Genomic DNA, 24,492 nt, shown 5'->3' with positions numbered 1-24,492 from the left:
AACGGAACATGACCCCGGAAACCGTGATGACGATGGGCCGCCACGCGATGGAAGTGACGCTGATGGTGGCCGCGCCGCTGCTGCTCGTCGCGCTCGGCATCGGCCTGGTCGTGTCGATCTTCCAGGCCGCCACGCAGATCAACGAATCGACGCTGTCGTTCATCCCCAAGCTCGTCGGCGTGTTCGTCGCGCTGGTGGTGGCCGGGCCGTGGATGATCGGCGTGATGACCGACTACATGCGCGAGATCTTCGGCGGCATTCCCGGCCTGGTCGGCTGACGCTCCCCGACCTTCACCTTAATCTTCGCCCTCATCTTCATCGCCATGCTGGCCCTGACGCTTGCCGACATCAACACGTATATCGCCGGCTTCATCTGGCCGCTGACGCGGGTGCTGGGGCTGATTGCCGCATCCCCCGTGTTCGGCAACGCGCGCGTGCCGCGCACGGCCCGGCTCGGCTTCGGCGTCGTCGTGGCGATGGCCATCGCGCCGGTGGTGCCGGCGGTGCCGGCGGCCGATCCCGCGTCGTGGGAAGGCCTGCTGATCCTGGCGAAGGAACTGATCACCGGCGTCATGATGGGCTTTGCCATGCGTCTCGTGTTTGCCGCCGTGGAAATGGCCGGCGAGATCAGCAGCCTGACGATGGGCCTGGGCTTCGCCAGCTTCTTCGACCCGATGTCGCAGGGCCGCTCGTCGGCCATCTCCCAGTTCCTGACGTGGATCGCCACGCTGATGCTGTTGGTCGCCAATGTGCACCTGTGGCTGCTCGAAGCACTGGCCGAAAGCTTCTTCACGCTGCCGATCTCGGGCCGCATGTTCCATGGCGGCGGCTTCTGGGACCTGGCGCTGTGGGGCGCGAAGATCTTCTCGGCCGGCGTGCAGCTTTCGCTGCCGATCGTCGCCGCGCTGCTGATCACCAACGTCGCGCTCGGCATCCTGACGCGCGCCGCGCCCCAGCTGAACCTGTTCGGCATCGGCTTCCCGATCACGCTGGGCGTCGGTTTCATCGTGGTGATGATCGCCCTGCCCTACCTTGCCACCCCGTTCGTCAACCTGCTGGGCCAGGGCGCCGAGAAAGCGCAGATGATCCCGCGCGCCCTGCAGGGCGAAGGCCAGTTCCCGGCGCGGCCGCAACCTCAAAACCGGTGACAGACACCGGTTTTTTTGCAACATTCTTGGGAAACTGCGAAGGAGGCTTCATCGCTCGATACTAGTCACTTGAGATTGCGCAGCAGCACGACCAAGCGCCACTATCACCATTGAGGATGTCTTCCAATGGAGGCCCCTCATGTCACGTCGCGCCCGACTTGTTTTGCCTGGAATGCCGCTTCATATCGTTCAACGCGGTCACAACCGTCAACCATGCTTCCATACCCCGTCCGACCATCTGGTGTACCTGGAAAAATTGAGCGAGCACGCATCGCTTACTGGCTGCGCAATCCATGCTTATGTGATGATGACCAACCATGTACACATCCTGACGTCGTTCGATGACATCAGCGCGCCGGCTCGGTTGTTCCGTTTGCTGGGTCAGCAGTACAGTTCTTACCTCAACAGGCGCCTGGGCAGGAGCGGCTCCACCTGGGAAGGCCGCTACTGGTCGTGCCCTGTGCCGACAGAGCAGTACTTATTCATATGCCAACAGTATATCGAGCTCAATCCGGTGCGTGCCGGGATGGTGGCTCATCAAGAGAGTTATCGATGGTCGAGTTATCGCGGTAATGCCGGGCTTGGCGAGGATCGCCTTCTAAGCCGGCACGAGCTGTATGACGGGCTGGGTTGCAATGACGCGGAACGTCAACAGAACTATCGCAGCTTGTTCAAACAGGCACTGACAGAAACCGAGCTGACACAGCTGCGGGAAGGATTCAAGGAGTCGCTGCCGAACGACCGCATCGCCAAGCAACCTGACCGTCCCGGCAAGCCATCACCGTGACTACTTTGACATAACAGCGACAGCGCCGGTATTCAGAAAATATTTCAAAAAAACCGGTGTCTGTCACCGGTTTCAAGGAAATATTCCAAAAAACCTGGTGTCTGTCACCGGTTTTGCCGTCAGATGTAGTTGAACAGCGAGAGCTGGGTGGCGGCGCGGAAGGTTTGCTGGGCGGCGGTCAGGCTGGTGGTCTGCTGCTGGAACAGGGAGACCGCGGCAATCTGGCCGCGCGTGGTCAGGCCGACCAGGTTGGTGATCTGGTCCACGTATTCGATGTCCAGCGCCGAGCCCGACAAATCGAGCGAATCGAGTTCATTCTGGCGCGCGCCGACCGAGGCGACGACCGACAGGACGTTGTCCTGCGCGTTCTGCAGGTTCTGGTTGGCCGTGTTCAGCGCGTTCGTCAGCTGCGCACCCGCGGTCGGGCCCGTGCCGGCCTCGCGCAGTGCCGTGATCACGTCGCGGATCGTCGCGAAGACGGACTGGTTCTTGCTGGGCTCGATCGTGAAGATGTCGCCATCGGCCGGTGCGCCGGCAATGTCGAACGTGAGTCCGTCGAAGGTGATCGGCTCGCCGGCCTTGAAGTCGGTGAGCGGCACGGCCTCGGTGCCGTCGGTGGTGTTCGTGACCGAAAATTGCACCAGGCCGGTGGTGGCGTCCTTCGTGAAATTGACCGTGTAGTTATCGCCGGTCAGCGCGCTCGCGTCGATGACGCTGCCAGGGGCGATGATGCCGGTGCCGCCCCGCTCGGCGTTGCCCGGATCGGCCTTGGTCTGGAACGTGCCGTTGCCGGTCAGGTTCTGCTCGAAGATCTGGCTGCCCGATGCGCTGATCGCCATCTGCCGCCCCGAACCGACCTGCAGTTCGCGCTGGCCCTGGTCGCCGAAATAGGTGGCCCCGGTGCTCGTCAGCGCGAACGGCTGGGTGTTGGTCTTGAACCCGGAGAACAGGTAGCCGCCGGTACCGTCGGCCGAGTTGGCCTGGCCCAGCAGATCGTTCAGCTGCCCTTCCAGCGCGGTAGCGACCGCGTCGCGGTCCGACTGGCCCTGGCCGGGGTTGCCGGCCCGTACCACCTCGGCCAGTGCCGCTTCCATGATGTCGCTCACCGACTGCATCACCGTATCGACCTGGCTCAGCGAAGCATTCGCATTCTGGCGGTTCAATTCGAATTGCTCGTTCATCTGCTGCGACTGCGTCACTTCCAGCGCGCGGGCCGATGCCACCGGATCGTCCGCCGGCGTCAGCACGCGGCGGTCGGTGGACAGCTGCATCTGCGTGCGCAGCATGTTACCCTGCAGGTTCGCCAGCTGCGAGACATTGCGGTCGTACATCGTCTGGGTACTGATACGGATTGCCATGATCAACCTCGAAAATTACTGTGCGATCGACAGCAGCGTGTCGAACAATGTTCCTGCCACCTGCATCACCTTGCCGGCCGCCTGGTAGGCCTGCTGGTAGCGCAGCAGGTTCGCGGCTTCCTCGTCGAGGTTGACGCCGGATACGCTCTGCTGCGCGGCAATGGCCTGGTCGACGGCGGTATCGCTGGCGGCGCTGCCTACCTGCAACTCGCGCGTCTTGTTGCCGACGAAGTTCACCGTTGCCGCATAGCCGCCCTGGAATGTGGACGTGCCGTTGTTCAGGATGTTCTGCGTTTGCAGGCTGGCCAGCAGCACGCCGTTGCGGCCATCGCCGACACCGCTCGTGTTCGGGCCGACGATGAAGGTGTCGCCCTCGGCCGGCGTGCCGGATATCGAGAAATTGATGCCGCCGAAACTGAGCGGCGCGCCTTCTTCGTACGCCACGGTGCTGCCGTCGGGGAAGCCGGTGATTTCGCCGTTCGTGAACGTCAGCGTCACCGGTTCCGTCAGCGGGCTGCCGATGTAGGCTTCGTCGACCACGCCGGCGCTGATCTTGCCGTTGCCGGCGTTCGTCGTCGGCACCGACGTCGCCACCGGGGACGCCAGTGCGATCTTGCGGTAATCGGTGATCGCCACGCCGAAATCGGCCGCCGTTGTGTACGTGGGGCGCACCTGGATCCGGTCACCCACCTGCGGGTCGCCGGTAAATGTGTACGTGACGCCATCGATCTCCTGCGGCACGGACGGGTCGGCGATCGCCGTCACTGCACCGTCCGAGCGCGTGACCGTGTAGGAGGCCGGATCGCCGCCATAGTTCACCTCGTAGTCGAGCCCGGTCAGCGCGCGGGCATCGGTGATCGACGCATCCAGCTCGGCCGTGCTGAGCGGCGAGTTGCGCGCATCGTAGCCGACATAGCCCTTCAGCGGCGTGAAGAAATCGCCGCCCAGGTCGCCGTTCAGGTCCTGCCCCAGGCGGTGCTGCTCGTTGAACGCCTGCGTCAGCCCGGCGGCCACCTGGCCGATCTGGTTCTGCACGCGGTCCAGCGATTCGCGGCGGAAGTCCATCAGCCCGCCCAGCGCGCCGCCGGCGAACGTATCGTCGGCAATGATCGTGCTGCGGCCGGTGGCGGGATAAGACACCACCAGGCGGCCGGGATCGGTCGGCGACTGCACGGCCGCCATCTCCAGGTGGCTGGTCCCCACCACCAGCGGCTGGCCGGAGCCGAACGTGATGTTCAGCATGTTGTTGTCCGACGGCAGCACGGTGATCTTCACCTGCTGGTTCAGCTCGCGCACAAGCCGGTCGCGCTGGTCGAGCAGGTCGTTCGGCGGGTTCAGCGGATCGGTGGTCAGCGCGGAGATCTGGTTGTTCAGGTTGGCGATCTGGGTCGCATACGAATTGATGCCGTTGACCGTGTTCGTGATGTTCGTGTTCACGCCATCCTGCAACTCCTGCAGCCGGCCGGACACTTCTTGGAAGCGCGCCGCCAGCGTTTCGGCGCCCGACAGCATCGACGTGCGCGACGATTGCAGCGACGGCGTCGAGTTGGCCGTCTGCACGCCGCGGAAGAAATCCTGCAGCGCCGGCGACAGCCCGATGGTGGCGTCGCTCAGCATGTTGTCGATCTGGCTCATCTGGCTCAGGTAGGCATCGACCGAACCCTGGGTCGACTGCGCGTTCATCACCTGCTTGTTCAGGAAATCGTCGTAGTAACGCTTGATCTGCGCCACTTGCGTGCCGGTACCCACGTAACCCACGCCCTGGCCGAGCGGTGGCAGCGTCGACTGCACCACGCCCTGGCGCGTGTAGCCAGGCACGCTCGAGTTCGTGATGTTGTGACCGGTGGTGGCGATGCCGGTTTGCGCCGCCAGCAGGCCGGTCCTGCCGATGCTGAGTAGATTGCTCATGCTTACGCTCTTTCCTGATGTGGCTAGTTTACGGCAATACGCAGCGGAACTTGAGTTGCCGCAAAGCTAACGTGCACGACGGGTGGTTTGTCACCCGCTACACGAGCGTCTTGTTGATGACGGCCGCCAGCTTCGCCGCATAGTTCGGATCGGTCGCGTAGCCGGCCTTTTGCAGGTTGCGCGCAAACGCGGCGGCATCGCCGGCGCTGGCCAGCACTTTCTCGTAGCGCGGGTTGTCCGTGATGAGCTTGGCATAATCCTTGAAGCTGTCGGCGTAGCTGTCGTAGGCGCGGAACCGCTCAATCTTGCGCTGCGCCCGGCCGTTGACGTACTCGGTGGTGGCCACGTCGACTGTCTTGCCCTTCCAGTCGCTGCCGGCCTTGATGCCGAAGAGGTTGTGGCTGCTGGCGCCGTTGCTCCCCTTGATCTCGCGCCGCCCCCAGCCGCTCTCCAGCGCGGCCTGGCCCAGCATGAACTTGGCCGGGATGCCGGTGGCGCGGCTGGCTTCCTCGGCGTGGCTGGCCAGCTTGTCGGCGAACGCGCGCACGTGCGCATGGCGCGAGGTGCTCGGTGCCACTTCGCTGGCCGCCGTTCCCACCGCCCTGGTCCCCAGGGCCGCGTTGCCGCCGGCCGCATCGATCGAGCGCTGCAGCCTTGCCGCATCCAGCATCGACTTCGTGAAGCCGCCTTCCGGCAGGCCGGTTTCCGCCCCTGCCGCGGCATCCTGGCCGCTCAGGCCGGCCGTCTTCGACAGTTGCCGCACCAGCACGTCCGCCAGCCCGACACCCTTTTTCGCGATGTTCTGGCTGGTCTGCTGGTCCAGCATCGTGGTGAACATCTTCGTCTGCGAATTGTCCAGCAGCCCTTCCTGCGGCGTGGCCTCGCGCATGCTCTTCAACATCATGTTGACGAACATGGCTTCGAATTGCGTGGCCGCGCCCTTCAGCGCCTCGGGCGAGCCCGCCTTGGCGCCCTGGCGCAATTCCGCCAGGCCCTTGGAGTCGAGCGCAAGATTGGCGGAAAGGTCGGTCGGTGTGCTGGTCTGGCGGATCATGGCGTTCCCCGGTCAAATAATCTCGAGTTCGGCGCGCAGCGCCCCGGAAGCCTTCATCGCCTGCAGGATCGCCAGCAGGTCCTGCGGCGACGCGCCGATGGCGTTGAGGGCCTTGACCACGTCGGCCAGCTGGGCGCCGGCCTGCAGTTGCAGCACCTTGCCCGGCGCCTGCTGGATGTCGACGGCGCCCGGCTGCGTGACGGCGGTCTGGCCGCCGGACAGCGGCCCCGGCTGGCTGACCTGCGTGTCGGGCGAGACCGACACCTGCAGGTTGCCGTGCGAAACGGCACACGCCTGCAGCGTGACGGACTGGTTCATCACCACCGAGCCGGTGCGCGCATTCATGATCACCTTGGCCGCCAGCGCGGCCGGCTGCACGTCCAGCTCTTCCAGCTGGCCGATGAAGGCCACGCGCTGGTCGGAGGCGGCCGGCGACGTCACGCGGATCACCCGGCCATCGAGCGCGTAGGCCACGCCGGCGCCGAAGCGGTTGTTGATGGCGGTGACCACGCGGCTGGTGGTGGCGAAATCGGCATTCTTCAGTTCCAGGCGGATCTGGCCGCCCTCGCCCAGCGCCGTCGGCACCGCGCGCTCGACGGTGGCGCCGTTGCTGATGCGCCCCACCGACAGGTGGTTGACGACGGTGGCGGCACCGCCACCCGGCGCTTGCGCGCCGACGCCGCCGACCACGAGATTGCCCTGCGCCATGCCGTACACGTTGCCGTCGGCGCCTTTCAGCGGCGTCATCAGCAAAGTGCCGCCGCGCAGGCTGCGCGCGTTGCCCAGCGACGACACCGTCACGTCGAGCTGCTGGCCCGGCTGTGCGAACGCCGGCAGCGACGTCGTCACCATCACGGCCGCCACGTTGCGCAGTTGCAGCTGCGAACCCGACGGCAGCGTCACGCCCAGCTGCTGCAGCATCGATGCTACGCTCTGGACCGTGAACGGGGTCTGGGTGGTCTGGTCGCCGCTGCCGTCCAGGCCGACCACGAGGCCATAGCCCATCAGCTGGTTTTCCCGCACGCCGGCAACGCTGGCGAGGTCTTTCAGGCGCTCGGCCTGGACAGCCGGCGCCAGCAGGGCCAGGCCAACGGCGAAGGCAGTAAGGAATTTTTTCATGTCAGAACGGCAGCAGGCTCAAGAAGAAACGCGACGCCATCGACGTCAGCTCGGCGCGGTCCAGGTGGGTATTGGTACGGTACTCGACGCGCGCATCGGCGATCGCCGTCGACGGCACCGAGTTCCCCGCGCCGATCGTATCCGGGTTGACCGTCCCGGAAATGCGGATGAACTCGGTACCCTTGTCCATCGCGATCTGCTTTTCGCCGGCCACCACCAGGTTCCCGTTCGGCAGCACTTCGACGACCGTGACGCCCAGCGTGCCGGTAAAGGCATTGCTGGCCGTTTGCGCAGCCGTGTCGGCGTAATTGTTGTCCGTTTCGGTCGCAATGCGCGCGCCCAGCCGGCCTTGCAGCGGCCCCGGAATGCCGATGCCCACGCCGCCCGTGCGGGTGGCCGAACTGGCGCCGTTCTTGTTGGCGGTGGTGCGCTCGGTGATGAGCACGTTGATGATGTCGCCCACCATGCGGCCACGGCGGTCCTCGAACACGGGCCGGAAGGTCTGCGCCTGGTAGATCGCGCCGTTGGCCGGAAGGTTGACCGGCATCGGCGGGATCGGCCGCGCGGAGGTGGGACCGGCCACGATCGATGGCGGTTCGCTGGCGCAGCCGGCCAGCAGGGCGGCGGCGGCGACAATGGTGAAAGCGGAGTACTTCATGGCGGATCCTTGCAGCGGCATCGGAAGTTAGAGCTGCATAATCAAAGCTGAGACAAGCGCTGCAGCATCTGGTCCGAGGTGGTGATGGCCTTGCTGTTGATCTCGTACGCGCGCTGCGTCTGGATCATGTTGACCATTTCCTCGACCACGTTGACGTTCGAGACTTCCACATACCCCTGCAGGATCTGCCCGAGGCCGTTGGCACCCGGTGCGTTGGCCTGCGCCGCGCCGGACGCGCCGGTTTCCAGGTACAGGTTCTCGCCGATCGATTCCAGCCCGGTGGGATTGATGAACGATGCCAGCTGCAGGTTGCCGATCTGCTGCGCGGCGGCCTGGCCGGGCAGTTGCACGGTCACGGTGCCATCCTTGGCCACGTTGATTTCATCGGCATCGATCGGGATCGTGATCGGCGGCTGCAGCGCGTAGCCGCTGGAGGTGACCATCTGGCCATTGCTGTCGCGCTGGAAGGAACCGTCGCGCGTGTAGCCGGTGGTACCGTCGGGCAGCAGCACGGTAAAGAAGCCGTTGCCGTTGATCATCAGGTCCTTGTCGTTGCCGGTGGCCTGGGGATTGCCCTGCGTGTGAATGCGTTCGATCGCCACGGGGCGCACACCGGTACCCTGCTGCAGGCCGGAAGGCAACTGGGTCTGCTGCGACGAACTGGCGCCCGGCTGGCGCACGTTCTGGTACAGCAGGTCTTCAAAGACCGCGCGCGATTTCTTGAAACCGTTGGTGCTGACGTTGGCGAGGTTGTTCGCCACCGTATCCATCTGCGTCTGTTGCGCTTCCATGCCGGTCTTGGCAATCCAGAGCGAACGTATCATCTGCTTTCTCCCTGCCCCGCGGGGCTTTCATCCACGAAAGCATTATGCGACGGCGGGGATCAGTTCAAAGCAAGGATCTGGGCGGCTTTCGCGGCGTTATTCTCGGCGTTCTTCAGGAGGCTCATTTGCGTCTCGAACGACCTGGCCAGCGTGATCATGTTGACCATCGCATCGACCGGATTGACGTTGCTGAGCTCCAGGCACCCGTCCGCCACGCGCACCGCCGGGTCGGCGGCGGCCGGCTCGCCGGACTGCTGGCGGAACAGGCCGTCGTCGCCGCGCACCAGGCCGGCCACGTCGGGGTTGACCAGTTTCAGCCGGCCGATGATGTTGGTGGGCCCGGCCTGTACCTGGCTGGCATCGATGCCGCTGACGGTACCGTCGGCGGAAATCGAGATATTGGTATTGGGAGGCACCGCGATCGGCCCGCCCTCGCCCTGCAGGGTCAGGCCGCCGGACGTTTGCAGCAGCCCGTTCTCGCTGACCTTGAAGCTGCCGTTGCGCGTATAGGCTTCGGAGCCGTCCGCCGACTGCACGGCGAACCAGCCTTCGCCGCGGATCGCCACGTCCATCGGCCGGCCGGTGGTTTCCATCGGCCCTGCGCGGAAATCCGAGCCGACCGTGTTGTCGACCACGAAGGTCCGCGTCGGCATGCCTTCGGACACCACGGGCACGGCGCGGAACGCATCGAGCTGAGCGCGAAAGCCCACCGTGGTGGCATTGGCCAGGTTGTTCGACGTGGTGGCCTGCTGGTCCAGGATGTGCCTGGCGCCGGTCATCGCCGTGTAGATCAGGCGGTCCATGGTTGCTCCTCGTGCTTGAACTGCAAAAATTGGGGACGGACCCTGTTTTTCAGGAAATTTCCCTAAAAACAGGGTCCGTCCCTATTTTTTATCAGCGCAGGTTGATCAGTGTCTGCAGGACCGAATCCTCGGTCTTGATCGTCTGCGCATTGGCCTGGTAGACGCGCTGGGCGGTAATCATGTCCACCAGCTGCTCGGTCAGGTCCACGTTCGACGATTCCACCGACGAAGCGCGCAGCTGCCCCATGCCACCCGTGTTGGGCGTGCCGATCTGCGGCACGCCGGAGGCGCCGCTCTCCGCCCAGGCGTTGTTGCCCAGCGGCGTCAGGTTGTCCACGCTGGCGAAGTCGGCCAGCACGACCTGGCCCAGCGCGCGCGACTTGCCGTTGCTGTACTGGCCCATGATGATGCCGTTTTCGTCGGCGGCGAAGCGCTGCAGGCTGCCGGACGAGTAGCCGTCCTGCGTGGAATTCTTTTCGCTGGTCGCGGTGCCGTATTGCGTGCTGCCGTCGAACGTGAGTTCGATCGGGATATCCAGGATGGCGCCATTGTCGGGGAACACCGGCAGGTTCACGTTCAGCGGCAGCGTGAAGCCGGCGGCCTGCATGGCGGCCGAGTCGATCAGGCCGTTCTTCGTGAAGATCAGCGTGCCCGCCTTTTCGGCCGGCACGTTGACAGCCCGGGCGAACGCGGCGTCGATCATGTCCGGCGTGTTGCTGGCCACGTTGCCCACGCTGGTGGTCGGATCGTACAGCGCGGCGATCTGGGCCAGCGCGGCAGCCGATGCGCCTTCCGCCGTGGCGACCGTCGTGACGGCGGTGCCGACCGCCGTGGCATACGCCTGGCGCGCAGTGGCGATCGCCGCGGCATCGCCACTGGAGACAGCCGTCGCGTAGCCGGCACGGGCGGCGACCACGGGCTCGCTGGCGACCACGTCGCGCATCACGGCCTGCGAGTTGACCTGCACGCCGTCGTTCGCCACGTACGCGTCCCAGGTGCTGCCGCCGGTGCGCACGTAGTACAGGCCCATCGTGTGCTCGTTGCCCAGCGAATCGTAGATCGGGATCACGGTCTGCTTGTTGTAGGTGCGCGGATCGCCGGCATCGAACGGCTGCACGGTCGGCGTGGCGGAATTGGACGACAGGTTGATCTGGAAGTTCGCCCGCGTGGTCTGCACCGGGGCCAGGTCGGCCGCGTCGATCTGCAGCGGCACCGGCGCGCCTTGCAGGATCTGGCCATCCACGGTGGCCAGGTAGCCGGTCAGCGCGGCACCTTGCGCGTTGACGATGGTGCCCGTGTTATCGAGCAGGAACTGGCCGTTGCGGGTGTACTGGATCGCGCCGTCCTGCACGGTGCGGAAGAAGCCGGCGCCGTTGATCGAAATGTCCAGCGGGTTATTGGTGGTCTCGATATTACCTTGCGAAAATTGCTGGGCAAGGCGGGCCACGGTCACGCCGATGCCGGGATTGCGGCCGCTGATGCCGTTCAGCGAATTCGCGTAGATGTCCGCGAACTGGGCTTCGGTACTCTTGAAGCCGACCGTGCTGGCGTTGGCGACGTTGTTGCCGATGACGTCGAGCTGCGTGGAGGCGGCGTTCAGGCCGCTGAGACCTTGCTGGAACATGGATTTCCCCTGCTGGTATAGATGGGTATTACAAGACTTGTTTGATGTCGTCCATGGTCAGCTGACCAAGTCCGGGAACATTGAGCTTCGCGCCCGCGGGGCCGGTCGACACGCTGGCCACGGTGCCGAACGCCAGCGCCTGCGCATCGGTCAGCGCCTCGCCGCCGGCGGTCGCGGTCAGCGCCAGCGTGTAGGTGCCGTTCGCGGCGGTGGTACCGTCTTCCAGCTTGCCGTCCCACGCCAGCGGGAGCACGCCGGCATCGACATTGGTCAGCGTCATCGAATGCACCACCTTGCCGCTGCTGTTCTTGATGTCGAGCTGCACGTTGTCCGCATAGGAGCCCAGTTCGATGCCGAAGATGCCCTTGCCCTCGGTGACCTGCATCGCCTTGCCCGGCGCAAGCACGCCGTGGTTGATCATGTTCACCGCCTGCGCCGACTGCGAGGAGGCCAGGTCGGTCTTCAGGGTCTCCAGCGTGTCGTTCAGCTTGTTGATGCCGGTGACTGTGTTCAGCTGGGCCAGCTGGCTGGTGACCTGGGCGTTGTCCAGCGGGTTGAGCGGATCCTGGTTCTTCAGCTGCGTGATCAGCAGCGTCATGAACTTGTCCTGCTCGGCCGAGATCGCGTTGCCGCTGCTGGACTTGGTGTTCATCGAGTCCATCAGCGACTGCGACACGGTATTGGAGGCGGCGCTGGGAGTGGTAATGACTGCCATGGTGGTTATTCCTGTTATTGACCGATGGTCAGGGTTTTCAGCAGCATGCTTTTCGCCGCATTCATCGTTTCGACATTGTTCTGGTACGAGCGCGAGGCCGACAGCATGTTGACCATTTCATCGACGACGTTCACGTTCGGCATCGTCACATAGCCGTTCTCGTCGGCCAGCGGGCTTTTCGGGTCGTACACCTGCTTCATCGGCGATGGATCCTCGATCACCTGCTGCACCTTGACGCCGGTGGAGGCGTTGTTCGCCGACGGAGTGGCTTCGAACACGACCTGCTTGGCCCGGTACGCTTCGCCGGTGGCGCTGGTGGCGCTGTCGGCATTGGCCAGGTTGCTGGCCACCACGTTCAGGCGCTGCGACTGCGCGCTCATGGCCGAACCGGAAACATTGAATATGCTGAACAGTGACATGGCGTTTCTCCTCGTTAGCCGGGGCTTACTGGCCCTGGATGGCCGTCATCAGGCCCTTGATCTGGCTGTTGATGAAGGTAACGCCCGCTTCATAGCGCAGCGCGTTGTCGGCGAACTGGTTGCGTTCCACGTCCATCTCCACCGTATTGCCGTCGACGGCGCCCTGTACCACGCCGCGGTACAGCAGCGGCGTGCCGTTGGCCAGCGTGCTGCCGTCCGGCGCCGGGGTGGGGAAATGGCGCTGCGCCGTGGTCTTCAGCGTGCCCGTCTGCGCCGTATTGTTCAGCGCGGTTTGCAGCGCGCTGGTGAAGTCGATGTCGCGCGCCTTGTAGTTCGGCGTATCGGCGTTGGCGATGTTCGATGCCAGCACGCTCTGGCGCGTCGAGCGCAGGCCCAGGGCCAGTTCGTTGAAGCGCAGGTGATTGTCGAGTTTTCCCAGCATGACGGCAGCCTTCCATCGGTAACAGGATCCATCTTACGGATGCTCCACGGCAAATGATCGTGGGAGAAGCACGGACTTTGCCACGCTGTTCGCTGCTTTCGGCACGGCCCGCGCGCGTAAGATGGCGGCATTCCACTCCGGACACGCCCCATGAAACCGCTGAACATTGCCTTTGCCTCACTGCTCCTGCTGGCCGGCGCCGCGCAAGCCGCCGCCGGCATGGACCCGGCCGCGCTGCGCCGCACCGTCGACGGCTTCCTGCAGGTGCAGAGCACCGGCTTGCCGGGCAAGGTGACGGTCACGGTCGGCAACGTCGACTCGCGCATGAACCTGGCCCACTGCCCTGCCCCGGAAGCGTTCCTGATGCCCGGCGGTAAAGCATGGGGCAAGACGACGGTGGGCGTGCGCTGTGCGGCCCCATCCCAGTGGACGGTGTATATTCAGGCGAATGTGTCGGTGCTGGGCAACTATATTGCCGCGGCCACGCCGCTGTCGCAGGGCCAGCCCATCCTCGACACGCAGTTGGTGACGATGCAGGGCGACCTGACCACGCTGCCGGCCAGCATCGCGACCGACAAGGCGCAAGTCGTGGGCCGCAGCACCAATGTTTCCATTTCGGCAGGCACGCCGCTGCGCCTCGACACGCTGCGCAGCCAGCCGGTGGTACTGAATGGGCAGATGGTGAAACTGGTCACGGCGGGCAGCGGATTCCGCATCACGGCCGAGGGCAAGGCGATCGCCAATGCCGCCGACGGCCAGGTGGTGCAGGTGCGCACGCAGGGTGGCCGCAGCGTCAGCGGCATCGCCCGCGCGGGTGGCCAGGTCGAGGTGGCGTTTTGAAAGATATTCGGTGGATGCCGCTAAAGTTTGCAGTGCGTCAGCCGTTAAGAACTCGTAGATGGAGTGAAATCGCGGAGCAGGAGCTCCGGCCAGACGAGGGATGATGCTGTGAAAATCAACGATTCAGTAAAAAACGCGGGCTTGCCGGCGACGTCGACGTCGGCGACGAGCAATGCTCGCAACGCCGAGAAAACGGCGGCCACCACTTCCACGCAAACGAATTCGGAAAGCGTCAAGCTGTCGGCCCAGGGCCAGGCCATGGCCACCAACAGCAACAGCGCCGTGTTCGACACGAAGAAGGTGGAGCGTATCAAGCTGGCCATCGCCGATGGCCAGTTCCAGGTCAATTCTGAAAAAGTGGCGGACGGGCTGCTGGACACGGTCAAGGACCTGCTGCATTCCCGCCAACGCTAAAGCCTTTTGAGGTCACCCATGCATGACGGCGCTCCCATATCGATGCTGCGCGAAGAGCAGCACCTGATCATCGAACTGCTCGCCCTCCTCCGGGACGAGCAGCAATCGCTGGTGGCCGCCGACATCGACAGGCTGTCCGCGCTGACGCCCCGCAAGTCCGAAGTGCTGGGCCGCATGGGCGCACTGGCCGCCGCACGCCACGCCGCGCTGGCCGAGGCCGGCTTCGAGGCACGCGAGGCCGGCATGGAAATGTGGCTCTGCACCCACGGCTCGCCGGACGACAAGACGCTGTGGAACGACGTGCTGGCGCATACCCGCGAAGCCAAGGAACTGAACCGCCTGAACGGCATGCTGATCAACAAGCAGCTGTCGCACACCCAGGGCGCCCTGCAAGCCCTGCGCCCGCCCAGCCCGGGCGGCAACGTTTACGGCCCGACCGGGCTGACCGCCACCACCACCACCTCGCGCGGCTTCCTCGCCGGCTGAGCCATTTTGTTGCCTGAAAAATGGGGTACGTCCCCATTTTCTGGGAAACATTGCCTGAAAAATGGGGCGTTACGGCGGCCGGCGGACCCTGTTTTCTGGGAAATGTTTCAAAAAAACCGGTGTCTGTCACCGGTTTTTTTTATTGCGGGGCTGGTGCCTGCTGCGCGGCGGGATCGGTGGGGATCTCGGTCTCCGGATCCGGCACCGACGACAGGATCGTTACCGCCACGCGCCGGTTGCGGGCGCGGCCGACCGGGTCGGCGTTGGGGGCGACCGGGTGGTTCGATGCGTGGCCGACGGCCGTCAGCCGTTCCGGGGCGACGCCCGATTCGATGAACAGCCGCACCACGGTGGCGGCACGCATCGACGACAGTTCCCAGTTCGACGCATAGATGTTGCGCACCGGCTGGTCGTCGGTGTGGCCTTCGACCTGGATCGCGTGCCGGTCGTTGACCAGCAGCGCGGCCACGGCGGTCAGTGCTTCGCGCGACTCGCTCGTGAGGTTCACGTCGGCCGGGTCGAACAGCACGCTGGCATTGATTTCCACCGATACGCCGCGGCTGTTCTGCGTGACCCGCACCTTGCCCTCCTTGACCAGCGGCGCCATCGTCGATTGCAGGTCCTGCGCCAGCTTGGTCAGCGAAGCGCGCTCCTGGCGCATCATTTCCTGCCGCTTCTTCAGGTTCGGATTCGGGATCGGCTGGTTCAGCACTTCGGTATTGGGCTTGACGTTGGCACCCTGGCCGCCCAGCGCATCGCCCAGCGCATCGGAAAAAATCCGGTACTTGCCGATGTTGACCGACGAGATCGCATACATCACGACGAAGAATGCGAACAGCAGCGTGATGAAATCGGAGTACGAGATCAGCCACCGTTCATGGTTTTCCGGTTCTTCGTCGAACGGGCGGCGCGCGCGGCGGTACTGGAAGCTCATCGTCGTCTCAGTAATCGTGCATCAGCGTGGAGATGCGCTCGTCCATGATGCGCGAGAAGTCGCCGCTGGCGATGTCGTGGAAGACGGCGGCGGCGATTTCCTGCTGGTGCACCTGGGCGATGACGATGTTCTTCAGCTTGTTCGCGATCGGGTAGAAGAACAGGTTCGCCAGTCCCACACCATAGATCGTGGACACGAACGCCACCGCGATGCCGGGCCCCAGCCGGGACGGATCGGTGAGGTTTTCCATCACGTGGATCAGGCCCAGCACGGCGCCCAGGATGCCGATCGTGGGCGCATAGCCGGCCGCCGATTCCCAGATGCGCACGGCCTGCCGCTCGGCCGTTTCGAATGCGGTGATCTCGGTATCGAGCAGCTGGCGCAGCTTGTCGGGCTGGATGCCGTCGATCACCATGCGCAGGCCCTTGGCCAGGAACACGTTGCGCGCGCTGTTCATGTGGCGCTCCAGCGCCAGCGGGCCTTCGCGGCGCACGGTCTGGTTCCACGCCTGGATGTCGCGCGCCAGCAGGATACGGTTATCCGTCGGCGGCCGGAACACCCACTGCAGCATCAGGATGCCGCGCCGCAGCGTGGCCGGCCGGGTCTGCAGCAGCACGGCGCCGAAAGTACCGACCACCACGATCGCGAATGCGGCCGGCTGCACCAGCGACGACGGGTCGCCGCCTTCCAGTGCCATGCCCACGATCAGGCCGGCCAGCGCCAGCAACAACCCCGCTACGCTGGACCAGTCCATGCCTGCTCCCGCAACGTGGCGCGCAGCCGGGATACCGCCTGGGTATGCAACTGCGACACGCGTGATTCGGAGACGCCCATCACGGCGCCGATTTCCTTCAGGTTCAATTCTTCTTCGTAGTACAGGCCCATCAGCAACTTCTCGCGCGGCGGCAATGCGTCGATCGCATCGATCACGGCCTGGCGGAAACCGGTGTCCATCAGCGAGCGCAGCGGATCGGCCTCGTCGTCCTGCGCGTAGCGGTCGAGGAAGCTGTCGCTGCCGTCTTCGTTCTTGAAGTCCTCGTAGTACACCAGCTGGTGGCCGCCGCCTTCGCCCAGCATGTCCTGGTAGGCCTCGAGCGACAGCTTGAGCGACTTGGCGACTTCGGATTCGGAGGGCGGGCGGCCCAGCTGCTGCTGCAGCACCGACATGGCGTTTTCGATCTTGCGCATGTCCTGCCGCAAGGTGCGGGGCATCCAGTCGCTGCTGCGCAGTTCGTCGAGCATGGCGCCGCGGATGCGCATCACCGCATAGGTTTCGAACTGGGCGCCATGCGTTTCCTCGTAGCGGTTGATCGCGTCCAGCAGGCCGATCATGCCCGCCTGTACCAGGTCATCCACTTCCACGCTGGGCGGCAATTTTGCCTTCATGTGGTGAGCAAGGCGCTTTACGAGGGGCATGTGCTCCGTCAGCAGCGAATCCTTGTTCACCTTCCCTTTGACCGTGTACATAAATCTCTATTCTTGTTCAGTGCTGCATGTAGTGGCCGTCCCCTGCATGATGCGACGACATCGACGAGATCGAAGAAATCGACGATAGCGACGGCGCTGACGATGGCGACGGCGCGGCCAGCGCGAACCGCCCCGCCAGTTGACGAAACGCTACCGAAGCACCGGCCAGCGGGAATGCGTCGACCACGGCGCGACCCAGACGCGCCGCACGGTGCAGGTATTCATCGGCCGGCACCGAACCCATCGAGACGAGATTCACTGCCAGGTAACGGCTTGCCGCCTGTGCCATATTATCGTAAACCACCCTGGCCTCCCGCTCGGACGCTCCAGTGACGACGATGCCGAACGGCCGCCGGCCCAGCTCGTGGTTGAGCCGCTTGATCATCATGTACGCATTCGTGATCGACGTGGCGCTGTTCGATACCTGCACCACGATTTCAGAGCTGGCCATGACCGGCACCGGGAATGCTTCGCCATCGAACTCGCCGTCGACGAGCACGATGCCGGCCTGCGCGGCCAGCACGTCGAACGCCTTGGCCAGCCGGCGCGCTTCCTGCGGGCCGTTGCGCGGTTCGCCGCGCGTCATCGACACCACGTTGAAGCCCTGCGGCACTTCATGGATGACTTCGTTCAGCGCGCATTCCTGGCGCGCCACGTTGAGCAGGCTGGCGCCGTTGTCGACGCCGAGGCGCGACGCCACGCCATGCGCGCTGGCGCAGGCATCGACCAGCACCACGTCGTTGCCGGCACGCGCCAGCGAAGCGCCCAGGTTGACCAGCATGGCGCCCTTGTCGTCCTGCGGCGTGGCCGACAGGAACGTGACGATGCGCGGCCGCGGCGGCCCTGCCAGCATGCGCCGCAGTCCTTCCGCCTGGTCAAAGTTAAAGTTAGCCAAGGTGCACCTCGCGCAGTCCATCGTTGCCGGCCGCCGCCATCAGCATCGGCAGCTCGCCATCGGTAAGGTCGGATCCGTCCTTCTTCAGCCGGAACGCCCGCTCCACGAGCTCGGCCGGCTGTGCCAGGTGCAGGTCTTCCGGCACGCGCTGGCCATTCGACACATAGAACAGTTGCAGCTTCTGGCGAATCACCACGTCGAGCACATTGCCCAGCGACGCCGCTTCGTCCAGCTTGGTGATGATGCTGCCGGCCAGGCCGCTGCCCTGGTAGGCGCGCACCACTTCGGTCAGCGTTTCCTGGGTGGACGTGGCGTTCAGGCACAGCAGCCGCTTGACGTCGACATCGGTGCCCTGCAGCATCGCCACCTGCTCGGTGACCATCTGGTCGCGCTGGCTGACGCCGACCGTATCGATCAGCACCGTGTGCTTGTTGCGCAGCTCTTTCAGGGCGATGCGCAAGTCGGCCTCATCCTTCACGGAATGTACCATCACGCCAAGGATCTTGCCGTAGATACGCAACTGTTCGTGTGCGCCGATACGATAGGCATCGGTGGTGATCAGCGCCAGCTTTTCCGGGCCATGGCGCATCACGCAACGCGCCGCCAGCTTGGCCGTGCTGGTGGTCTTACCGACACCGGTCGGCCCCACCAGCGCGAACACGCCGCCGCGCTCGATCAGCGCATCTTCGTTGGCCATCGCACCGATGTTCCGTGCCAGCACGGTGCGGATCCAGCGCAGCGCTTCGTCGGCGCCGCGGCCGGCCGGCAGCTTGTCCAGCAGGCGGCGCGCCAGCGTGGCTGAAAAGCCGGCGGCCAGCAGTTCGCGCAGCACGGCCGCCTTGTGCGGTTCGCGCTGCTGCGCGCTGCCCCACGACAGTTCGGCCAGCTGGGTTTCCATCATGCCGCGCATGGCGCGCAGCTCGGTCATCATGCCGTGCATCTCGGCGGCGGCATTGGCCTTGGCCGAGTTGACGGCCTCGGCCAGCAACGCGCTGATGCTGGCCATGTCCACGGCCGGCGGCATCGCTTGCTGCCGCGGCTGGTGCATCGCCTGCTGGACGGGCTGGTGCGTCGCTTGCTGGATCGGCTGGTGCGCCGGCGGCTGCATCGGATGCATCGACTGAGGCGGCATCGACGGCGCGAATGGCGCGCGCGGCATCGGTGCCGACGGCGCCTGCATGGCGGGGCGCGCGGCCATCTGCGGCTGCCGTGCAGCGACCGGTGCCGGCGCGGCGGCGTAGCCATCGTCCAGGTCCAGGTGCGGCGCGCCCGGTGGCGCATCGTCGACCGGGCTGGCCAGCGATGCGGCATCGTCGTTGGCCAGCGCCAGGATCTCGACCACGCCATCCATCGGGCGATTCGACAGGATCACCGCATCCGGCCCCAGGGCCTCGCGCACCTTGCGCAGCGCCTCACGCGACGTGGGCGCGGTAAATTTCTTGACGTTCATTGCTGCTCCTGTTCGCCATGCACAGAGTTTTTCTCGATGGTGAAATTATTGACGATGCCGTGGAGTAAGCATCATTGGAACAGGTGGGGAAAAGGGGGGTATTTCGACGACCGCTATACAGATGACTCCGAGCGAGCTCAGGTGTTGCCGGTTTAGCGACACGAACCAGGCCATCTAACTGACGAGTTCGTGTCCACTTTCGTGCCTGACCCCATGGTGGACACGAGCTCAGGTGTTGCCGACCAGCGCCGTCACCCGGATCGTCTTCGATTCCGGAATCTCGGCATGCGACAGCACCTTCAGGTGCGGCAGCGCGCGCCGCAGGAAGCGCGACAGCAGTGGCCGCAACGGGCCGGGCACCAGCAGCACGGCGTTGACGCCCAGCGCTTCCTGCTGCGCGGCGGCCTGCGCGGCCTGCTGGGCGATCGTGTCGGCCAGGCCAGGCTCGATGCCGGCACCGTCGGCGCCGCCCTGGGCCAGCGCCTGCATCAGCAGGCGTTCCAGGCGGTTGTCGAGCGTCATCACCGAGAGTTCGCCATTCCCCGGGAACAGTTGCTGGACGATCGCCCGGCCCAGCGCGATCCGCACCAGCGCGGTCAGTTCGTTCGGGTCCTGCGTGTGCGCGGTGTGTTCGGACAGCGCTTCGATGATCGAGCGCATGTCGCGAATGTGCACGCCTTCGGCCAGCAGGTTCTGCAGCACCTTCTGCAGGGACGACAGCGAGATCGTCTTCGGCACCAGGTCCTCGGTCAGTTTCGGCGCTTCCTTGCCCAGGTGGTCGAGCAGCGCCTGCACTTCGCTGCGGCCCAGCAGTTCCGAGGCGTGCGACGTGATCAGGTGGTTCAGGTGCGTGGCGACGACGGTGCCGGCATCGACCACCGTGTAGCCCATGCCCTGCGCCTGGTCGCGCAGGCTGGCATCGATCCATACGGCGGGCAGGCCGAACGCCGGGTCGGTCGTGGCCAGGCCCGGCAGCGTACCGCTCGCCATGCCCGGGTTGATCGCCAGGAACTGGCCGTTGAACGCTTCGCCGGTGCCCACCTCCACGCCCTTCAGCGTGATGCGGTAGGCGGAAGGCTTCAGCTCCAGGTTGTCGCGGATGTGCACCGGCGGCGCCAGGAAGCCGACCTCCTGCGCGAACTTCTTGCGGATGCCCTTGATGCGCTTGAGCAGTTCGCCGCTCTGCGCCTTGTCGACCAGCGGAATCAGGCGGTAGCCCACTTCCAGGCCGAGGGTATCGACGGCCATCACGTCGCTCCACGTGGCCTCTTCGTTCTCGCCGGCCGCGCCGCCGCCCTGCCCGCCCGCGGCCGCGCCGCCTGCAGCGGCACCGGCACCCGCACCGCCGCCGCCAGCCGGGCCGGCCGCCGCACCGCCTTCCGGCGCCTCCTTTTCCCGCTTGGCAAGCAGGTAGCCGCCACCGGCCAGCGCCCCGCCCAGCAGCAGGAACACCAGGTTCGGCATGCCGGGAATCAGGCCCAGCCCGCCGATGATGGCGGCGGTGATGTACATGACCTGCGGCTTGGCGAACAACTGGCCGACCAGCTGCGAGCCGATATCCTTTTCCGACGCCACGCGCGACACGACGGCACCGGCCGCCAGCGAGATGATCAGCGATGGGATCTGCGCCACCAGGCCGTCGCCGATGGCCAGCAGCGTATAGGTGCGCACCGCATCGCCGAATGCCATGTCGTGCATGATCAGCCCGACCAGCAGCCCGCCGACGATGTTGATGACGGTGACCAGGATACCGGCTACCGCATCGCCCCGCACGTACTTCGAGGCGCCGTCCATCGCGCCATAGAATTCCGCTTCCATCGACACTTCGCTGCGGCGCTGTTTCGCTTCGGCCTCGCCGATCAGGCCGGCGTTCAGGTCGGCGTCGATCGCCATCTGCTTGCCGGGCAGCGCATCGAGCGCGAAACGGGCGCCCACCTCGGCGATACGGCCAGCACCCTTGGTGACTACGACGAAGTTGATGATGGTGAGGATGATGAACACCACGATACCGACGGTGTAGTTACCGCCGATCAGGAAGTGGCCGAACGCCTCGACCACCTTGCCGGCCGCGTCCGGCCCCGTGTGCCCTTCGGTCAGCACGATGCGGGTCGAGGCCACGTTCAGCGCCAGCCGCAGCATCGTGGTCAGCAGCAGCACGATCGGAAACGCCATGAAATCGAGCGGCTTGACGGTATACAGCGCGGTCAGCAGCACGATCACGGAAATGGCGATATTAAAGCTGAAGAACAGGTCGAGGATGAATGCCGGCAGCGGCAGGATCATCATTGCCAGCAGCATGATGATCAGGACCGGCGCGGCCAGTGTCTGTGGCTTGCCGCCGGTGATACCGTTCATCCAGCCGGCCATCTTGAGCGCTTGCATCGTGTTCTTCCTTCGGTGTGACGGTTACGGTTTCGGTGGCGCGGTATTCGGATCCATGTCCGCCGGCACGTCGAGTTTGGTTGGACGATCCGGATAGCGCCCGCCCGGCCGGTAGGCGCGCAGCTGGTATACGTAAGCCAGCACTTCGGCCACGGCCGCATACAGCCGCTGTGGGATCTCGTCGCCGATATCGCTGTGCTTGTGCAGTGCGCGGGCCAGCGCCGGCGCTTCCAGGATCGCCACCCGGTGCTCCTTGGCCAGCTCGCGGATCTTCGCGGCCACCGCATCGGTGCCCTTTGCAACCACCTTCGGCGCGCCCTTCGAGCCGTCCGCATACTTCAGCGCCACCGCGTAGTGGGTCGGGTTGGTGACGACCACGTCGGCGGTCGGCACGTCCTGCATCATCCGGCGACGCGCCATCTCGCGCTGCATCTGGCGGATCTTGCCCTTGATCTGCGGGTTGCCGTCCGATTCCTTCGATTCCTGGATCATTTCCTGCCGCGTCATCTTCATCTTGTTCGCGTAGTGCCACATCTGGTACGGCGCATCGATGAGAGCGATGAAGCCCAGCGCGCCGACCAGGATCAGGAAGCTCATCGCCAGCATGTCCAGCATGTGCTGGTAGCCTTCATGGGCCGGCTCGGACACGAGGCCGAAGATGGCATCCTTGTAGCGCATCACGACCATGTAGGCGACGGCGCCGACGATGATGGTCTTGATGATGGCCTTGACCAGTTCCACCAGCGCGTTCTTCGACACCATGTTGGTGATGCCGTTGATGGGGTTCAGCTTGCCGAACTTCGGCATGAAGCCCTTGGCGGTAAACAGCCAGCCGCCCACCAGCACCGGCGAAGCGATCGCCACCAGCATCACGGCCAGGCCCAGGGGCAGGAACGTGATCAGTACCTGCACCACGTCGGCCAGGATGCGCGTGCCCAGCACATCCATGTCGAATACCTGCTCGCGCGTCAGCCTCAGGCCGGAAGCGAGCGTGGCCGACAGCTGGCGCGCCATCGTTGCACCAAAGATGTACAGGCCGGCGCCCGCGGCCATCAGCACGGTAAACGTCGCCACTTCCCGCGAGCGGGGAACATCGCCTTCTTCACGCGCCTGCTGGAGGCGCCTCTCTGACGCGGGTTCTGTCTTCTCGGCTTCGCTGTCTTCTGCCATGTTTTCTGCCTGATGCTCGACTGTGCTGGATTACTGAGCCTGCATTGTCGGGCATGGAATGAAAAGGCGAAGGCGGGAACAGCGCGGCAAAGCCGGGGTAATTCGGTGTTTCAATGATGCAATTTTTATAGCATTTGAGGTTTCACGAATGAATATTTTGACGTAATAGCCATTTTTCGTAACAATGTGTGAGATTTCGCAGGATATTTCCCTGTAGAATCGCGAATTCAAGCTAACCCTGCAGTACGTGACGTCAATTCGCAACATCTGACGTCAATGTTCAGTCCCTACGTTTGATGCAATTAAATCATCCCTGCGCGTGGGTGAAAAACGTGGCACGCTTATTCTCGCGATTAGTTCGACCAGAGTATGACTCTGCACGTCTTGATCTCAGCCAAGCCTGGTGGCGAAGACAGCAATACTCAAGTGAGTTTGAACAGGCACTGAAAACGAATAACGGACCGCGTCTTGCGGCCTGGTCCGTTTGATAGAACCGGGGTATTCCCGGAGATTACTAAACCTTAAGGAGTAGGTCTCTCATGTACGATACCAACCAAGCTGCCGTCACCGAAGCGCTGACGAGCGCGTCGACCGCGGTCTTCACCGAAGCTACCATCAACAGCATCTTGGCGCTGATCAGCCCAACCGCGACCGATACGATCGTTGCAGAAGAAATCACCGTTGCGGACGACGGCGCGCTGACTATCGCTGCTGGCACCGAGATCGCATTTGTTACCGTGTCGGACGATGAGCAAGCCACGGTCACCGTTAACAGCGATACGCCAGTCGTGCTGTTCCAGGGCGAAGGCGGCGTGGACGTGACGTTCGATTCCGCTGCTGCAGCCGGCGGCAAGGTACCTGGCGCTGTGGTACAGGCAGCAGTTGGTGACACGATCGAGCGTATCGTGGTTGGCACGGCAGCAGCCGACAACATCACGATCGCCGACGACAAGAACACCCATGTGACGGCTGGCGACGGCGACGTGGTCACGGCAGGTACCGGTCACACGATCGTTGTTGCGGCCGAGGGCAGCAGCACGGTGGTTGGCGGTGGCGACACCCTGATCCAGGCAGTCGGCGAAGCCGATGACTTCACCGTCGAAGTGGAAGATGGCCATGCTGTGGTCAACAACGCAGAGACCGGTGTGTCGATCGACATCTCGAACGCGCAATACGTGCAGCTGGACGATGGCGAAGCGCTGATCTTCGCTGCCGACGCGGACGAAGCCGCAGTAGCTAACCTGTACCAGGCGCTGTTCGACCGCACGGCCGACGCAGGTGGCGTGGACTACTGGTTCGCGCAACTGGAAGCCGGCTGGACGCTCGGCCAGGTAGCTACGGCACTGGCGGCTTCCGAGGAATACACCGGCGGCGAACTGACGAACGCCGAGTTCATCGCTGACCTGTACGAAGATGTACTGGGCCGCGAAGGCGAAGATGCCGGCGTAACGTATTGGACCACCGTTCTGGAAGCAGGCGGTTCGCGTGCATACGTGGCAGCCAACTTCGCACAGGCGGCAGCAACCGTCGAGTTGAACGAAGTGAACGTGGTCGGTTCGGTCACGATCGTAGACGGCATCGTCAGCTAACTGTTC

The 24,492-nt window shown here is 64.5% G+C and carries 25 protein-coding genes; 7 read left to right on the top strand and 18 right to left on the bottom strand.

Translation table 11 applies throughout. The features are described 5' to 3' along the window. Positions 1-8: 8 nt before the first annotated feature. From fliQ to FHS02_RS29595, 3 genes are all read left to right on the top strand, one after another. Entirely contained in the window at positions 9-278 is a 270-nt protein-coding gene (fliQ, locus tag FHS02_RS29605; RefSeq protein WP_137314282.1) for a flagellar biosynthesis protein FliQ, read from the top strand. 45 nt (positions 279-323) lie between these two features. Next, positions 324-1,148, top strand: coding sequence for a flagellar biosynthetic protein FliR (gene fliR, locus FHS02_RS29600; protein ID WP_137314283.1), 825 nt, complete (start codon positions 324-326; stop codon positions 1,146-1,148). A 139-nt stretch (positions 1,149-1,287) separates the two neighbouring features. Continuing rightward, positions 1,288-1,935, top strand: a complete 648-nt coding sequence (locus FHS02_RS29595) for a transposase (RefSeq protein WP_137314284.1) — start codon at positions 1,288-1,290, stop codon at positions 1,933-1,935. A 119-nt stretch (positions 1,936-2,054) separates the two neighbouring features. Here the strand turns inward: FHS02_RS29595 and flgL are convergent, their stop codons facing one another. The 11 genes from flgL to flgB all read right to left on the bottom strand — a co-directional run bounded on the left by flgL (position 2,055) and on the right by flgB (position 12,859). Next, complete coding sequence (flgL, locus tag FHS02_RS29590; RefSeq protein WP_137314285.1) at positions 2,055-3,293, bottom strand: flagellar hook-associated protein FlgL; 1,239 nt, start codon at positions 3,291-3,293, stop codon at positions 2,055-2,057. 15 nt (positions 3,294-3,308) lie between these two features. After that, positions 3,309-5,201 (bottom strand): flagellar hook-associated protein FlgK, encoded by a 1,893-nt coding sequence (gene flgK / locus FHS02_RS29585; protein WP_137314286.1) that lies wholly within the window; start codon positions 5,199-5,201, stop codon positions 3,309-3,311. Between the two features lie 97 nt (positions 5,202-5,298). Further along, entirely contained in the window at positions 5,299-6,255 is a 957-nt protein-coding gene (gene flgJ, locus FHS02_RS29580; RefSeq protein WP_137314287.1) for a flagellar assembly peptidoglycan hydrolase FlgJ, read from the bottom strand. A 12-nt stretch (positions 6,256-6,267) separates the two neighbouring features. After that, entirely contained in the window at positions 6,268-7,374 is a 1,107-nt protein-coding gene (locus FHS02_RS29575) for a flagellar basal body P-ring protein FlgI (protein WP_137314288.1), read from the bottom strand. Between the two features lies 1 nt (position 7,375). Next, the gene (locus tag FHS02_RS29570) at positions 7,376-8,032 is read right to left on the bottom strand and encodes a flagellar basal body L-ring protein FlgH (protein WP_137314289.1); all 657 of its coding nucleotides are present in this window, start codon (positions 8,030-8,032) and stop codon (positions 7,376-7,378) included. Between the two features lie 41 nt (positions 8,033-8,073). Beyond that, positions 8,074-8,856: a flagellar basal-body rod protein FlgG gene (flgG, locus tag FHS02_RS29565; protein WP_137314290.1), complete on the bottom strand. Its 783-nt coding sequence runs from the start codon at positions 8,854-8,856 to the stop codon at positions 8,074-8,076. Positions 8,857-8,915: 59 nt separating this feature from the next. Further along, positions 8,916-9,659, bottom strand: coding sequence for a flagellar basal-body rod protein FlgF (flgF, locus tag FHS02_RS29560; RefSeq protein ID WP_137314291.1), 744 nt, complete (start codon positions 9,657-9,659; stop codon positions 8,916-8,918). 91 nt (positions 9,660-9,750) lie between these two features. Further along, positions 9,751-11,283, bottom strand: a complete 1,533-nt coding sequence (locus tag FHS02_RS29555) for a flagellar hook protein FlgE (protein WP_137314292.1) — start codon at positions 11,281-11,283, stop codon at positions 9,751-9,753. 28 nt (positions 11,284-11,311) lie between these two features. Continuing rightward, positions 11,312-11,998 carry a flagellar hook assembly protein FlgD gene (locus FHS02_RS29550; RefSeq protein WP_137314293.1) on the bottom strand — a complete coding sequence of 229 codons (687 nt, stop codon included), beginning with the start codon at positions 11,996-11,998 and terminating at the stop codon, positions 11,312-11,314. 14 nt (positions 11,999-12,012) lie between these two features. Further along, on the bottom strand, positions 12,013-12,417 hold the full coding sequence (gene flgC, locus FHS02_RS29545; protein ID WP_131144323.1) for a flagellar basal body rod protein FlgC: 405 nt from the start codon (positions 12,415-12,417) through the stop codon (positions 12,013-12,015). A gap of 25 nt (positions 12,418-12,442) precedes the next feature. Then, positions 12,443-12,859, bottom strand: coding sequence for a flagellar basal body rod protein FlgB (flgB, locus tag FHS02_RS29540; RefSeq protein ID WP_137314294.1), 417 nt, complete (start codon positions 12,857-12,859; stop codon positions 12,443-12,445). 150 nt (positions 12,860-13,009) lie between these two features. On the opposite strand from flgB, the gene flgA reads away from it, so the two are divergent. The 3 genes from flgA (at position 13,010) to FHS02_RS29525 (ending at position 14,599) form a co-directional block, all read left to right on the top strand. Further along, positions 13,010-13,699, top strand: a complete 690-nt coding sequence (gene flgA / locus FHS02_RS29535) for a flagellar basal body P-ring formation chaperone FlgA (RefSeq protein ID WP_137314295.1) — start codon at positions 13,010-13,012, stop codon at positions 13,697-13,699. Positions 13,700-13,807: 108 nt separating this feature from the next. Then, entirely contained in the window at positions 13,808-14,113 is a 306-nt protein-coding gene (flgM, locus tag FHS02_RS29530; protein ID WP_137314296.1) for a flagellar biosynthesis anti-sigma factor FlgM, read from the top strand. Positions 14,114-14,131: 18 nt separating this feature from the next. Then, positions 14,132-14,599 carry a flagella synthesis protein FlgN gene (locus FHS02_RS29525; protein WP_137314297.1) on the top strand — a complete coding sequence of 156 codons (468 nt, stop codon included), beginning with the start codon at positions 14,132-14,134 and terminating at the stop codon, positions 14,597-14,599. Between the two features lie 139 nt (positions 14,600-14,738). Here the strand turns inward: FHS02_RS29525 and motD are convergent, their stop codons facing one another. From motD to flhB, 7 genes are all read right to left on the bottom strand, one after another. Continuing rightward, positions 14,739-15,533, bottom strand: a complete 795-nt coding sequence (motD, locus tag FHS02_RS29520) for a flagellar motor protein MotD (protein ID WP_137314298.1) — start codon at positions 15,531-15,533, stop codon at positions 14,739-14,741. A gap of 7 nt (positions 15,534-15,540) precedes the next feature. Further along, on the bottom strand, positions 15,541-16,287 hold the full coding sequence (locus FHS02_RS29515) for a flagellar motor protein (RefSeq protein WP_137314299.1): 747 nt from the start codon (positions 16,285-16,287) through the stop codon (positions 15,541-15,543). Continuing rightward, complete coding sequence (locus tag FHS02_RS29510; protein ID WP_137314300.1) at positions 16,269-17,000, bottom strand: RNA polymerase sigma factor FliA; 732 nt, start codon at positions 16,998-17,000, stop codon at positions 16,269-16,271. Before FHS02_RS29510 ends, FHS02_RS29515 begins: the two co-directional genes overlap by 19 nt. Positions 17,001-17,016: 16 nt before the next feature. Then, positions 17,017-17,895 carry a MinD/ParA family ATP-binding protein gene (locus tag FHS02_RS29505; protein WP_229422697.1) on the bottom strand — a complete coding sequence of 293 codons (879 nt, stop codon included), beginning with the start codon at positions 17,893-17,895 and terminating at the stop codon, positions 17,017-17,019. Continuing rightward, entirely contained in the window at positions 17,888-19,345 is a 1,458-nt protein-coding gene (gene flhF / locus FHS02_RS29500; protein WP_137314301.1) for a flagellar biosynthesis GTPase FlhF, read from the bottom strand. Before flhF ends, FHS02_RS29505 begins: the two co-directional genes overlap by 8 nt. A 228-nt stretch (positions 19,346-19,573) precedes the next feature. After that, the gene (flhA, locus tag FHS02_RS29495) at positions 19,574-21,727 is read right to left on the bottom strand and encodes a flagellar biosynthesis protein FlhA (RefSeq protein WP_137314302.1); all 2,154 of its coding nucleotides are present in this window, start codon (positions 21,725-21,727) and stop codon (positions 19,574-19,576) included. Positions 21,728-21,751: 24 nt separating this feature from the next. Then, positions 21,752-22,897 (bottom strand): flagellar biosynthesis protein FlhB, encoded by a 1,146-nt coding sequence (gene flhB, locus FHS02_RS29490; protein WP_137314303.1) that lies wholly within the window; start codon positions 22,895-22,897, stop codon positions 21,752-21,754. A 539-nt stretch (positions 22,898-23,436) separates the two neighbouring features. Between flhB and FHS02_RS29485 the strand changes: the two genes are divergently transcribed. Continuing rightward, the gene (locus FHS02_RS29485; RefSeq protein ID WP_137314304.1) at positions 23,437-24,486 is read left to right on the top strand and encodes a DUF4214 domain-containing protein; all 1,050 of its coding nucleotides are present in this window, start codon (positions 23,437-23,439) and stop codon (positions 24,484-24,486) included. Positions 24,487-24,492: the final 6 nt, after the last annotated feature.

It is taken from the genome of Pseudoduganella umbonata (assembly GCF_014192225.1).
GTDB classification, from domain to species: Bacteria; Pseudomonadota; Gammaproteobacteria; order Burkholderiales; family Burkholderiaceae_D; genus Rugamonas; species Rugamonas umbonata.
This window is presented reverse-complemented; position numbering and strand designations above follow the sequence as displayed.

Coding starts and splice junctions, on each gene's coding strand:
- fliQ (WP_137314282.1), top strand. CDS start 9: ATGACCCCGGAAACCGTGATGACGATGGGCCGCCACGCGATGGAAGTG.
- fliR (WP_137314283.1), top strand. CDS start 324: ATGCTGGCCCTGACGCTTGCCGACATCAACACGTATATCGCCGGCTTC.
- FHS02_RS29595 (WP_137314284.1), top strand. CDS start 1,288: ATGTCACGTCGCGCCCGACTTGTTTTGCCTGGAATGCCGCTTCATATC.
- flgL (WP_137314285.1), bottom strand. CDS start 3,293: ATGGCAATCCGTATCAGTACCCAGACGATGTACGACCGCAATGTCTCG.
- flgK (WP_137314286.1), bottom strand. CDS start 5,201: ATGAGCAATCTACTCAGCATCGGCAGGACCGGCCTGCTGGCGGCGCAA.
- flgJ (WP_137314287.1), bottom strand. CDS start 6,255: ATGATCCGCCAGACCAGCACACCGACCGACCTTTCCGCCAATCTTGCG.
- FHS02_RS29575 (WP_137314288.1), bottom strand. CDS start 7,374: ATGAAAAAATTCCTTACTGCCTTCGCCGTTGGCCTGGCCCTGCTGGCG.
- FHS02_RS29570 (WP_137314289.1), bottom strand. CDS start 8,032: ATGAAGTACTCCGCTTTCACCATTGTCGCCGCCGCCGCCCTGCTGGCC.
- flgG (WP_137314290.1), bottom strand. CDS start 8,856: ATGATACGTTCGCTCTGGATTGCCAAGACCGGCATGGAAGCGCAACAG.
- flgF (WP_137314291.1), bottom strand. CDS start 9,659: ATGGACCGCCTGATCTACACGGCGATGACCGGCGCCAGGCACATCCTG.
- FHS02_RS29555 (WP_137314292.1), bottom strand. CDS start 11,283: ATGTTCCAGCAAGGTCTCAGCGGCCTGAACGCCGCCTCCACGCAGCTC.
- FHS02_RS29550 (WP_137314293.1), bottom strand. CDS start 11,998: ATGGCAGTCATTACCACTCCCAGCGCCGCCTCCAATACCGTGTCGCAG.
- flgC (WP_131144323.1), bottom strand. CDS start 12,417: ATGTCACTGTTCAGCATATTCAATGTTTCCGGTTCGGCCATGAGCGCG.
- flgB (WP_137314294.1), bottom strand. CDS start 12,859: ATGCTGGGAAAACTCGACAATCACCTGCGCTTCAACGAACTGGCCCTG.
- flgA (WP_137314295.1), top strand. CDS start 13,010: ATGAAACCGCTGAACATTGCCTTTGCCTCACTGCTCCTGCTGGCCGGC.
- FHS02_RS29525 (WP_137314297.1), top strand. CDS start 14,132: ATGCATGACGGCGCTCCCATATCGATGCTGCGCGAAGAGCAGCACCTG.
- motD (WP_137314298.1), bottom strand. CDS start 15,533: ATGAGCTTCCAGTACCGCCGCGCGCGCCGCCCGTTCGACGAAGAACCG.
- FHS02_RS29515 (WP_137314299.1), bottom strand. CDS start 16,287: ATGGACTGGTCCAGCGTAGCGGGGTTGTTGCTGGCGCTGGCCGGCCTG.
- FHS02_RS29510 (WP_137314300.1), bottom strand. CDS start 17,000: ATGTACACGGTCAAAGGGAAGGTGAACAAGGATTCGCTGCTGACGGAG.
- flhF (WP_137314301.1), bottom strand. CDS start 19,345: ATGAACGTCAAGAAATTTACCGCGCCCACGTCGCGTGAGGCGCTGCGC.
- flhA (WP_137314302.1), bottom strand. CDS start 21,727: ATGCAAGCGCTCAAGATGGCCGGCTGGATGAACGGTATCACCGGCGGC.
- flhB (WP_137314303.1), bottom strand. CDS start 22,897: ATGGCAGAAGACAGCGAAGCCGAGAAGACAGAACCCGCGTCAGAGAGG.
- FHS02_RS29485 (WP_137314304.1), top strand. CDS start 23,437: ATGTACGATACCAACCAAGCTGCCGTCACCGAAGCGCTGACGAGCGCG.